The sequence below is a fragment of the Deltaproteobacteria bacterium genome, from assembly GCA_016931625.1.
Classification (GTDB): Bacteria; Myxococcota; XYA12-FULL-58-9; order XYA12-FULL-58-9; family JAFGEK01; genus JAFGEK01.
Genome location: JAFGEK010000059.1, coordinates 1 through 11,237, shown reverse-complemented (window position 1 = coordinate 11,237; position 11,237 = coordinate 1). Strand labels below are relative to the sequence as shown.

Annotated in this window: 12 protein-coding genes; 10 read left to right on the top strand and 2 right to left on the bottom strand. The window is 37.8% G+C overall.

Features of this window, described 5'->3' with window-relative positions; genetic code table 11:
- From JW841_05240 to hslU, 4 genes are all read left to right on the top strand, one after another.
- Positions 1-1,059 (top strand): tyrosine recombinase XerC (locus tag JW841_05240; GenBank protein ID MBN1960329.1); only part of this gene is annotated, 1,059 nt, incomplete at its 5' end.
- Between the two features lie 60 nt (positions 1,060-1,119).
- Complete coding sequence (gene queC / locus JW841_05235; protein MBN1960328.1) at positions 1,120-1,833, top strand: 7-cyano-7-deazaguanine synthase QueC; 714 nt, start codon at positions 1,120-1,122, stop codon at positions 1,831-1,833.
- Positions 1,830-2,369, top strand: a complete 540-nt coding sequence (gene hslV, locus JW841_05230) for an ATP-dependent protease subunit HslV (protein ID MBN1960327.1) — start codon at positions 1,830-1,832, stop codon at positions 2,367-2,369. Before queC ends, hslV begins: the two co-directional genes overlap by 4 nt.
- Positions 2,370-2,372: 3 nt before the next feature.
- The gene (gene hslU, locus JW841_05225; protein ID MBN1960326.1) at positions 2,373-3,746 is read left to right on the top strand and encodes an ATP-dependent protease ATPase subunit HslU; all 1,374 of its coding nucleotides are present in this window, start codon (positions 2,373-2,375) and stop codon (positions 3,744-3,746) included.
- Between the two features lie 9 nt (positions 3,747-3,755).
- On the opposite strand, the gene JW841_05220 is transcribed toward hslU, so the two are convergent.
- Positions 3,756-4,634 carry a hypothetical protein gene (locus JW841_05220; protein MBN1960325.1) on the bottom strand — a complete coding sequence of 293 codons (879 nt, stop codon included), beginning with the start codon at positions 4,632-4,634 and terminating at the stop codon, positions 3,756-3,758.
- Between the two features lie 143 nt (positions 4,635-4,777).
- Here JW841_05220 and JW841_05215 point away from each other — a divergent pair, with 143 nt between their 5' ends.
- Entirely contained in the window at positions 4,778-5,515 is a 738-nt protein-coding gene (locus tag JW841_05215; GenBank protein ID MBN1960324.1) for a hypothetical protein, read from the top strand.
- 31 nt (positions 5,516-5,546) lie between these two features.
- Here the strand turns inward: JW841_05215 and JW841_05210 are convergent, their stop codons facing one another.
- Positions 5,547-6,080 (bottom strand): DUF4154 domain-containing protein, encoded by a 534-nt coding sequence (locus tag JW841_05210; protein ID MBN1960323.1) that lies wholly within the window; start codon positions 6,078-6,080, stop codon positions 5,547-5,549.
- A gap of 477 nt (positions 6,081-6,557) precedes the next feature.
- Here JW841_05210 and JW841_05205 point away from each other — a divergent pair, with 477 nt between their 5' ends.
- From JW841_05205 to JW841_05185, 5 genes are all read left to right on the top strand, one after another.
- Positions 6,558-7,148, top strand: a complete 591-nt coding sequence (locus JW841_05205; protein MBN1960322.1) for a hypothetical protein — start codon at positions 6,558-6,560, stop codon at positions 7,146-7,148.
- Entirely contained in the window at positions 7,145-7,879 is a 735-nt protein-coding gene (locus JW841_05200; protein ID MBN1960321.1) for a hypothetical protein, read from the top strand. The genes JW841_05205 and JW841_05200 overlap by 4 nt, the downstream gene beginning before the upstream one ends.
- Before the next feature lie 180 nt (positions 7,880-8,059).
- Entirely contained in the window at positions 8,060-8,941 is an 882-nt protein-coding gene (locus JW841_05195; protein MBN1960320.1) for a hypothetical protein, read from the top strand.
- A 7-nt stretch (positions 8,942-8,948) separates the two neighbouring features.
- Positions 8,949-10,277 carry an asparagine--tRNA ligase gene (gene asnS, locus JW841_05190; GenBank protein ID MBN1960319.1) on the top strand — a complete coding sequence of 443 codons (1,329 nt, stop codon included), beginning with the start codon at positions 8,949-8,951 and terminating at the stop codon, positions 10,275-10,277.
- A 173-nt stretch (positions 10,278-10,450) separates the two neighbouring features.
- The gene (locus JW841_05185; GenBank protein ID MBN1960318.1) at positions 10,451-11,059 is read left to right on the top strand and encodes a response regulator; all 609 of its coding nucleotides are present in this window, start codon (positions 10,451-10,453) and stop codon (positions 11,057-11,059) included.
- Positions 11,060-11,237: the final 178 nt, after the last annotated feature.

Genomic DNA, 11,237 nt, shown 5'->3' with positions numbered 1-11,237 from the left:
GATTCACAAAAGCCGCGTGACGAGGGCCGCGCGCGCAAAAAAATCATGCCGAGGCTTGCTGGTGGCAAGTCGCAGGCAGGATTTTATAAGCACGTGGGCCGCAGTCGCGGATTTTGTGTAGATCGATGGGAGACATTTATGGACACCCCCTATAATGATAATGCAGGATTCATAAATATGAAGGCATTAATCGAATCGTTTTCTAACTATCTCCAACATGAAAGACGTTATTCAGCCAATACTATCCGCGCCTATCAAGCTGATTTAAATGCTATGCTCGAATTTGCCACTGAACGAAATAAAACAAACCCTTATGAGTGGTCATCTGACTTAATTCGCGCCCACTTAGCAAAATGCTTAAACTCAAATTCTACTCGTATTAGTGCAACTACCTTAGCACGTAAACAAAGTACACTTCGTGCTTTTTTTGCCTTCTTGCGACGAAGTGATCCTGAAATTGGTGATCCAACAGCGTCTATTCGTAGCCCTAAGCTACCAAAATCATTACCACGAGCACTTGATGTTGATGCTGTTCTTGCTTTGCTTCATCCTCCAAATAGTAATAATATGAGTGCATTACGTGATCACGCCGCCATGTTATTAATGTATGGTCTGGGTATGCGTCTAAGTGAAGTTGCGTCGTTGCGTGATATCGATCTAGATTTACAAAGCCAAACTGCACGTATTCTTGGCAAAGGCAATAAAGAACGAATTGTACCTATTCCTTCAGGCTGCCTTGCCGCACTTAATGCATACCGTCAAAATAGACCAACAGGTAATCCATATTTTTTAGTCGGGCGAAAAAAGCATGAGTCAATTTCTTCCCGTACCTTAGCACGAGCTATAGCTAAAGCTTCTCTACGTATCTTAGGTCGTCATGTCACACCGCATCAACTACGCCATTCTTTTGCTACTCATCTTTTAGCAGGTGGAGCTAATTTACGTGAAATTCAAACATTACTCGGACATACAAGTCTTTCAACAACACAACGCTATACTAAAGTAACTGCAGAACGATTATTTGCTATTTATGACAAAGCACATCCGCGCAGCCAATAAAGATATTCTTACACAACGACAGTTGACATGACGTTAAACCCATCCTTATTAGGCCGCCATATGTCTAATAATTTTAAAGCTGTTGTTCTTCTCTCGGGAGGCCTAGATTCTGCTACCACGCTTGCCATGGCACAATCCCAAGGCTTTGCTTGTCATTGTTTAAGTTTTAGCTACGGCCAGAGACAATTAATTGAAATTGAAGCAGCCAAATGTATAGCACAGAAACTCGCAGCTATTGAACATCGTATCGCCAAGATAGATCTAGCGGCTTTTGGCGGTTCAGCCCTAACTGACAATATTGCAGTTCCTAAAAATAGAAGTGCTGATGAAATTCAAAGAGATATTCCGGTTACGTACGTCCCTGCACGTAATACTATTTTTTTATCACATGCTTTAGCTCTAGCTGAAATAATTGGTGCTTATGATATTTTTATTGGAGTTAATGCTATTGATTATTCTGGCTACCCAGATTGTCGCCCAGAATTTATTGCAGCATTTGAAAAACTTGCCAATATTGCAACTGCTGCTGCAGTTTTGAAACGTGGTAGCTTTACAATCCATGCCCCACTCATCAATCTAACCAAAGCAGAAATAATTAAACGTGGTATAGAACTTAGGGTTGATTATGGTATGACGCATTCATGTTATGACCCAGTTGGTTCACTTGCATGTGGCCACTGCGATGCATGCCAGATACGTTTACAAGGTTTTGTCGAAGCTGGCATTGTTGACCCAATTCAATATGCGATGCATTCAAAGGAGTATAACCAATGACAGCAGAAATGCACGGCACCACAGTTATTGCGGTTCGCCGTGATAATCACGTGGTATTAGCCGCTGACGGCCAAGTAACAATGAATAATACTGTTGTTAAACAAACAGCAAAAAAATTACGACGCATGTCTGGTGGCAAAGTAATAGCTGGTTTTGCAGGTTCAACTGCTGACGCGTTAACTTTATTCGAAAGATTTGAAGGTAAATTAAAGGAATATTCAAATAACTTGTCACGAGCGGTTGTTGAACTAACCAAAGATTGGCGTACTGACCGTATGCTTCGCCGTTTAGAAGCCTTATTGGTTGTAGCTGATCATGAACGCACATTTTTATTATCTGGAACCGGTGATGTATTAGAGCCTGACCAAGGTATTATAGGTATAGGATCGGGTGGTGCCTATGCACAATCGGCAGCGCTTGCTCTTATTGAACACACCACACTTGATCCCAAATCAATTGCCCAAGCAGCTTTGAAAATAGCCGCCTCCATATGTATTTATACTAATCAACAAATTCAGTTCGAGGAGCTTGAATAAAGTATGAACAACCAAACACCAATAGAATTTCCCGAAGCCCAATTTACGCCTAGAGAAATTGTTAGTGAGTTAGATAAATTCATCGTCGGTCAAAATGCGGCAAAACGTTCGGTTGCAATTGCACTGCGCAATCGTTGGCGTCGTCGCCGCGTTCCTGACGAATTGCGCGATGAAATAGCACCTAAAAATATAATTTTAGTCGGACCTACGGGTGTTGGCAAAACTGAGATTGCCCGCCGTTTAGCCAAACTCGCTCAAGCTCCTTTTATTAAAGTTGAAGCGTCTAAATTTACCGAAGTTGGCTATATCGGCCGAGATGTTGATTCAATTATTCGTGATCTCCTTGAAGCCTCTGTACAAATGACACGAGAAGAAGCAAAAGAGCGAGTATTGGTTCAAGCTCGTGCGCATACCGAAGAACGAATAATCGATCTATTATTACCAAGGCCTAGATACGAACAACAAAATGAAACTACAGCAAATAGCGCTTATGCAGTTGATTCAAGCCGTGAACGATTGCGTGCTATGTTGCGTGCTGGTGAACTTAATGATCGCCAAGTAGAAATTGACGCTGAAGAAACTCGTGTTCCTTTTATGCAAGTATTTTCCAATACTGGCATGGAAGAAATGGGGATGAACCTTCAAGATATGATGGGCCAAATGTTAGGCCGTCGTACACGCAAACGTCGTGTTTTAATTCCTGAAGCGCAAGAGATCATAACTCAAGAAGAAGCTAATAAGCTCATTGATCAAGACGCAGTTGTGAAAGAAGCGATTCGTCGTGCTGAGCAAAGTGGTATCGTTTTTATCGACGAAATCGACAAAATTGGTCGTCGTGAAGGTGGTCATGGCCCAGATGTCTCGCGTGAAGGAGTACAGCGTGATATTTTGCCTATCATTGAAGGCTCTACTGTTACTACCAAATATGGTAGCGTACGCACTGATCACATTTTATTCATTGCTGCTGGTGCATTTCATATGACTAAAGTCAGTGATCTGATCCCAGAGCTGCAAGGTCGTTTTCCGATTCGAGTCGAACTCGATGCTTTAGGAGAACCTGAACTCCTACGTATTTTAAAAGAGCCACAAAACGCTTTACCGGTTCAATATCGTGCATTACTCGATACCGAAAATGTAACGCTTGAATTCGCTAATGATGGTCTAACTGCCATGGCAAAAATTGCAGCACAAGCAAATACTCGAGCAGAAAACATCGGTGCACGACGATTGCATACCGTTATAGAGAGATTACTTGAAGATATATCATTCTCTGCTCCTGAAAAATCAGGTAGTACAATAATCATCGATAAAGATTACGTAACCAAAGCACTTGACCATGTGTTTGATAGTGAAGATTTAAGCCGTTATATCTTATAAAAACTAAAATTATAGACCTAAACGAACACTAAAGGTCATGCGAATAAATATCACGCTTTCCCCTAATGAACGAACGCCCAAAGCAGTATAGGTGTTTGTAACTAATTGTAAAGATGCAGGAACATAAGAAACACTAACATCAGCTTGGGTGCTTAACCATTTCAACATAGACATGCGGACTCCACCCCTAACTGTCGCTAGCCAATTCCAAGTTAATGCTTCATGAATATCCTGTTTTTTGTCAGTAGTATTACTTAAAATATCTTGCTGAATTAGCGGATCAGTTGAAGAAAAAATATATTCATATCCTGAAAACACTGCACCACCATCTGCACCTATATATGGAGAGAGATTAAGAAAAACTTCACGCCAGAGATACGCTACCCCAAAACCAATTTCCGCACCAAACCAATTAGCATCTTGTAAACGTTTGACTGTAGCATCTGCTGCATTTGTGTTAACTTGTTGATATTTTATTTTTGATTTTACACCAAAAGCACGTTCGTTCGCACCATAAGCTCTAATTAAAACATTGGGAGATAATTCCCAAGACAAAGCACCTCCTATTGTATAACCAAAATTGATTCTTCCTGCTGATACATCTGTAATCACTCCTATCATCGGTACTTCAAGACCAAGGCCTAATTGGTACAAACCCGAACGTTTATCAGGCTGATTAATATTTAATATCTTTGTTGAAGTTTTTGTTGTGTTGTTTTCAAGTTTTAAAGTCGGCCAAGCCAATTTATCATTTTCTTTGCTTTCACCAGCTGCTATGTCTGTATTAACTTCATTTGCATACGTAGGAAGCGCAAATACACCTATGCAAAGTATTGCAAACACAAAATTTGCTAAATTAAATAATAAGGATGATATATTAATTCGCACTAAATCAACCCTCTGCAAGGGTACAAATAAATTATCAGGTAAATATCATCGACCTAAATAACTGGTCAAACAAACGCTTGAATTATTAATATTTGCAATAATACATTTAAAAAGTGTTGCAAAGCTTTAGTGAGATCAAACCCATGCGTATATTACAATTACTAACTTACATTTATCTTGTGGTGATTACGACTTCATGTGCATCACAAACACTACTTACACTTTCAAGTCGTGAAAGAATTAATTCACGACATCAAAACCATATCGTTTCTTTGCGTCAATCTTGCTATTATGGTGATCTCTATGATGAAAATGAGATGTGGTTACTATCACCCTATCCATTTGACGAAACCTCACACATAATTAATTTACAAGGCGAGCCAATACATCCTCAAGGTCAACGTGGTATTATTCCTGCTGGTAGCTCTTTTATAGTAAAAAAAATTGAATTTCCTGATTCTACAGCCATGGCTAAACGTATGCTTACTACTCCACGATACAATCCTTGGATTTATTTAATACCAACCCAAAATACTATTACTCCAACTAACCGCAAATATTTCATTTTGCTTTTGCCAATGAATCTAGCAAAAGAAACACTTGTTGAATCAGCAATAGCCAAACAACTCGCAGAGCCAGAAAATGTTAATAGCTGGCTAAAATCTTTAAGGCCTACTATTCGAGCAGCAATACTCAATAAAGATATTGCGGTAGGAATGAAGATAGATGAACTAACTGCTGCAATGGGAACACCACTACGATGGTTTAAGGATACAACTGATAATGGCGATCAGGCTGAAGTTGCATGGTATCCAACTAAAGAAGCATGGATAATACACGGATTTGTAAATTCAATTAAACCATCACGCAAAGTGCCATAGTTGTATTAAAATAAGGGGGACCCTAGGTAATTTATTTAATTACACGTGCCAGAGCTAAAAGATCAGACGATATTTCGTGACCATCAATTTTTAGTCGTTTCATATTAACAATTATTTCTGGTCTTCCTTTAGCTATGCCTAAAGCAATAGAAACTGAACCAGATTCAGCTAATTCAGAATAACCAGAAATACTAAGAACACTGCGATTAGCACAAAGAGCTTTTATAGAGTCTGGCGCAATGTGACCATGGATATACACAGCAGCAGCACTAGCGATATTATTAGCAATTTCATTAACGCCCATCTTTTGCGCTGAAATACCTACTGCTTTAAATGCTGTGACCAATTCATCAGGATCCTGGTTAAAATCACTTGTAGTGGCAACAAGTACTTTTAAACTATCGCCTTCTTTGCCATGTAAAACTTTGTCATATAGAAAAATCTTTTTAAATAATGCAGCTTGTAGCTTGGTTGGTAAAGTGGCTCCCAATACAACATTTGAAAATGCACAAAAACTACCAATAATAACTAGATATGTTAATAAAAGTCTTAAAAAACGCTGCATTAACACGCCCTAATCAAATGACTACCTTTTAAGATAATCACTTGGTTTCTTTAATTTTTATACCTCTATTAACGTTACGGCTAAAAAGAGATAGCTGTTTAATATTATTATATAACGCTCCTGATTACGAGCATCAAATTTCTTATGAAATTAAACTTCATTACAATTGTTTATATAATTAACAAATAAAGTACAATATGAGGTTTTATTATTAAAAAACAATAATAATAACTTAAAAACTTTATTCAATTATATCATATTATTATGTTTATTACTGTTTTCTATAGAGCCACTAGACTCCAGCATGCGCCTCATGATAAACCACAATTCTTCATAAGATTGATTTCGTTAGTGTTTTACTATACCTAATAACGATAAACGTTTTTTTTAACCAATTGTCAATCCAATTTGGTATAAACTATTATTAGTGGTTTTCCTTGACGTAAAAGCTAATAACCGAAATTAAGGTTTTAAAACATGAATCTTCGTGTAACGAAGAGCACTAGCGAAAATTTAAAGTTAGATAATACTAATTACCTAACTTTTGCTGATTTTGCCTGCGGGCAAAGTATTATTTTTGATTCTCAAACTCTAAATAATATTTCACAAGAAATTGCACAGTATTTTGAGGTTAGCTACGCTGAGGCTTATAAGCTGACTGAAGCCGCCATAAATACAGTACTTGGTCAAGATGATAAAAAATGCGCTGATGCAAATCAATGGCTGATTATCACGGCAATTATTTTTCAAGAAATTAATAAATATAACGAAAATAAAACCGAATATTGTATGTTTGAATTGTCTTCAGAACAAACATCTGAGTTAGGTTTTAAAGTTACTCCGCCAACAAAATTAACATCAGAAACAACGCTGCCTTTTAGTGAATCAACATTTACTATTGCAGAAAAGGGTAAGTCCCTTCTTTTACAAACGCCAAATTGGGCTCTTCCAAATAAACCCATAGCACCAAGTAGCGCCATTGTCCGTGAAACAGCATTACGTTCAATTCCATTAGGAATCAGCTTTTATTTCTGTCTGCCCAATAACTACGATAAAAGCATGGATTGAAAATAATAATAGCACCAGAGCAAGAGCAACAACGTTTTACTTCAGCGATTATTGGTCACAAAATCGGTGATCGTTTTTTTGCTAAAGATATTCTACCAAAAGAATTTCCCTTAGCATCATACCGGGCAAAAAAAGTTGATTTATTGTTACATATTACCAATGCATGCGAATTAACTTATTTAGAACAAGACTCACCAGAATTCCTTAAACGCATTAAAGTTGGCAATAGTTTAGAACAGCTATTTAGTAAATTATCGCAAATTATAATAGCTGAGCGTAGGCAAGAACAACGTATGATTGCCGCACAAAAAATTCTCGATCAACTTGCTAAGCATTACCAATTAAGAGTACCACCTGCGTTAATTAATGATGAAATTAAACAAGCTTGGACACTAATCGAAAAACCTCTTCTTGACAGTGAAGGTATAACCGCTGCTGAACAGCAATCAATATGTAACACTTGGCAAAATAGTGCTAATCTTCGTCATTATGCAACGAAAAGTATTGCCCGAATTTTATCACTTTATATTTTAGCTCGTGATGGAGTATTAACGATTGAACAACACCATATTGATAGCTTTATAAAAACTTTATTTAAAGAAAATGCAGGGAATATAGATGAATTATCTCAAATTTTTCCTGATTATCCTAAACTTGTCATGAATTTATTATCTTCTACGGCATATCTATTATTATTAGAACAACTGCTAGTAAAAGTCATAATCACTTAATTCTGATGAGTTTCTTCAAATAATTGCATTCACCTTAAAAAAATAATGTCGCACACGAAACACCTCTATGACATGATCCGTATAATAGGTTTGTAGATTAATGTGCAGAATACATAACTGCATCTTATATCGTAGCATTTATAAAAAAAATGCCGCATTCACTTGGGCAGGAGGCCACTTATGAATCATCGTTTTATATTTGTATTATCAGCAATATTTGCTTTGTCGCTTACTGTTAGCGGTTGCGAACAGTTACTCTCCACCACTTTTGCAATTAGTATGGTTACTGGTACTCCTGATTTAGCAAATGACGATGACCCTTTGCTTGCTGCTATTGGTGCTGATGCCCTCCCCTCTGCCACAAATGTTATCGTTGGTGTTGGCGAGCGCGATAGCATTACCTCAACTAATCCCCCATCCCCCATTGCAAATGCTGTAGTTTCTATCAATTATAATAACAATCGCGTTCCCTTAGCTGCAAACAATGAAAAAGGCAGCTATGAAGCTTCGAGTGTAAATGGTGCTAATTTAACTTATGAATTAGGGGTCGAATATAAAACATCGATTAATGCTAATGATGAAACCTATAATCTTGCAGTTATCGCTCCTCAAGGAATACCTAAAGAAAATGTAGTATTCTCACCAACAATGTCACAAGACCCTTTATTGCAAGTGAACATTCACCCCAACAATACTGATCTTACAATTGATTGGAGTAGTGCTTCTGGTGCCACTAAAAAACAAGTCCTCATATCTTTATTAAAATTTACCTTTTTAGGCGATACCGAGAATCCTTTTGACTATGATGAGCCAAGCAATTGGCAGGCAAACAGCTCAAAACCAATATTTCAAAATGTTCCCCAAAGTACTTCAGAAATGCTCGACTTTTTTTCAAAAACGCCTCCAACATATATCGTAATTCCTGGATCTAAACTTACTACTGGTACCTATATTCTTTTAGTGACCATGGTCGATATTGATGGTAATACATCTGACAATTTAAGCCTCGGTTCGTGTGCTATAGCTGGTAGAGCTACAGCATTCTCTTTTATGGTCGAGTAAAACCAGGATGATTATTACTCCAATAGTAGATATTTCTCGATACGAAGGCCAAATTGTTACTTTACAAGGTTGGCTTTACAATAAGCGTTCTTCAAAAACTTTACAATTTCTGCAAATACGTGACGGTAGTGGCATTATTCAAGCTGTGGTTTCAAAACAAGATGTTGATGATGATATTTTCAATATTGCAAATGAATTGACTCAAGAATCATCATTGTCAATCGAGGGCACCGTCCGTGCAGAAATACGAAGCCCAATCGGTTTTGAAATACAGGTGCAAAATATCAAACTTATTCATCAAGCAATCAATTATCCTATCACCAAAAAAGAACATGGCGATGCATTTTTAATGGACCACCGCCATTTGTGGCTACGTTCACCTAGACAGCATGCAATTATGCGTATTCGTCACACAATTATTAAAGCTATTCGAGATTATTTCGATGACAATGGTTTTACCTTAATTGATTCACCGATACTTACTCCCAACGCCTGTGAAGGTACTACCACTCTATTTTCTACTCCCTATTTCGATACGACAGCATTTCTTACTCAATCAGGGCAACTATACCAAGAAGCTGCAGCAATGGCTTTTGGCAAAAGCTATTGTTTTGGACCAACGTTTCGGGCTGAAAAGTCAAAAACACGAAGGCACTTAACTGAATTTTGGATGGTTGAACCTGAAGTAGCTTTCCTTGAATTAGATGGTCTAATGGATTTAGCTGAAGATTTTCTTGTTTATATTGTTTCAAAGGTAATGGAAAAACACGAAAAAGAGTTGATTGGACAATTAAAACGGGACATTGCACCACTACTTAAGGTGCAAAAACCATTTACTCGACTTTCTTATGATAAAGCGCTTAAAGAAATTCAAACAATTCAAGAAGAAATCAGTGATCCTGAGTTAAAAAATCAATTAGCAATACATTGGGGTGATGATTTTGGTAGTCCTCATGAAACAGAACTAACTAAACGCTACGATCGTCCTCTTATGGTCTATGGCTTTCCGGCAAGCGTAAAAGCTTTTTATATGAAACGCGATCCTGAAAATCCGGATATAGCACGTTGTGTAGATGTACTAGCTCCTGAAGGCTATGGAGAAATAATTGGTGGTGGTCAACGTGAGGATAATCTTAAGGTGCTTGAAAACGCGATCTCCAAGCATAACCTGCCACAACAAGCTTTCTCATGGTTTTTAGATTTACGCAGGTATGGCTCGGTTCCACATGCTGGTTTTGGGCTTGGAATTGAAAGAACTGTAGCCTGGATCTGTGGTTTACATCATGTACGTGAAACCATTCCATTCGCACGATTAATGGATCGTCTCTCACCTTGAAAAAACTTGAAAAAATTATAAATATTGAATGTGTCTTTTAACCAGGAGCAATTGTTAAAATCTTTTTCTCAAATTTAAGATCTTTTCGAGACGAATGCTTAAATTCATGATAAGCTTGTCAAACCTGGTTCGATACTGGTATTCATGAAAAAAAGGAGATTAGGGGGGGTAACATGGTGGTAGAGATGAGCAGACCTGAAATTTTACCTGATAGCTTGTTGACCTCTTATCAAGTTGGATCCCTATTACAGGTAAATCCAAGTTCGATTAATAAGTGGGTCAAAGATGGCCGTATTCCGGCCTTCCGTACACCTGGAGGTCATCGCCGTATCCGCGCTGCTGATTTAGTAGCGTTTTTGATGCAGCATAAAATGCCAGTGCCACGATCTCTGGCAAGCGCATCAAAACGCCGGCTGCTAATTGTTGACGATGATGCTAAACAACTTGAAGCTTTAGCACGACTTTTTAAGGGCCAATCTGACCGTATCGATATTTCCTTAGTGAATAATGGTGTTGATGCCTTAGTACAAATCGGCTCTATTAAGCCACATGTTGCTATTCTTGATGTATTCATGCCAATGGTTGATGGCTTAGAAGTATGCCGACGACTTAAATCGAGCCCTGATACTGCAGCCACTAGAATTATCGTTACTAGCGGTCAGTTAACACCAGAAATTGAACAAAAAGCTCATGAAGCTGGTGCTGATGTTGTTACGCCCAAGCCTTTGGATCCTAATGTTGTCTTAAAAGAGCTTGAAATATCGGCCCAATTGCCGTTTTAAAGCCTAATAGACACCTTTTTATGATTAATTGCATTCTAATTTGGCAATAAATCGCCAAGTATCTAATGTTTTATTCATCATTTTTAATTAGTCTTTAATTAGGGGGTTTCCCTAAATAATAGACATGATTACGAATAAGCTCTCACTTCAAATTCCCAGTTTTAAGTTCTCTGTTCTT

Bases quoted from the DNA above. Each gene is read 5' to 3' on its own strand.
- queC (MBN1960328.1), top strand. From the start codon at position 1,120: ATGTCTAATAATTTTAAAGCTGTTGTTCTTCTCTCGGGAGGCCTAGAT.
- hslV (MBN1960327.1), top strand. From the start codon at position 1,830: ATGACAGCAGAAATGCACGGCACCACAGTTATTGCGGTTCGCCGTGAT.
- hslU (MBN1960326.1), top strand. From the start codon at position 2,373: ATGAACAACCAAACACCAATAGAATTTCCCGAAGCCCAATTTACGCCT.
- JW841_05215 (MBN1960324.1), top strand. From the start codon at position 4,778: ATGCGTATATTACAATTACTAACTTACATTTATCTTGTGGTGATTACG.
- JW841_05210 (MBN1960323.1), bottom strand. From the start codon at position 6,080: ATGCAGCGTTTTTTAAGACTTTTATTAACATATCTAGTTATTATTGGT.
- JW841_05205 (MBN1960322.1), top strand. From the start codon at position 6,558: ATGAATCTTCGTGTAACGAAGAGCACTAGCGAAAATTTAAAGTTAGAT.
- JW841_05195 (MBN1960320.1), top strand. From the start codon at position 8,060: ATGAATCATCGTTTTATATTTGTATTATCAGCAATATTTGCTTTGTCG.
- asnS (MBN1960319.1), top strand. From the start codon at position 8,949: ATGATTATTACTCCAATAGTAGATATTTCTCGATACGAAGGCCAAATT.
- JW841_05185 (MBN1960318.1), top strand. From the start codon at position 10,451: ATGGTGGTAGAGATGAGCAGACCTGAAATTTTACCTGATAGCTTGTTG.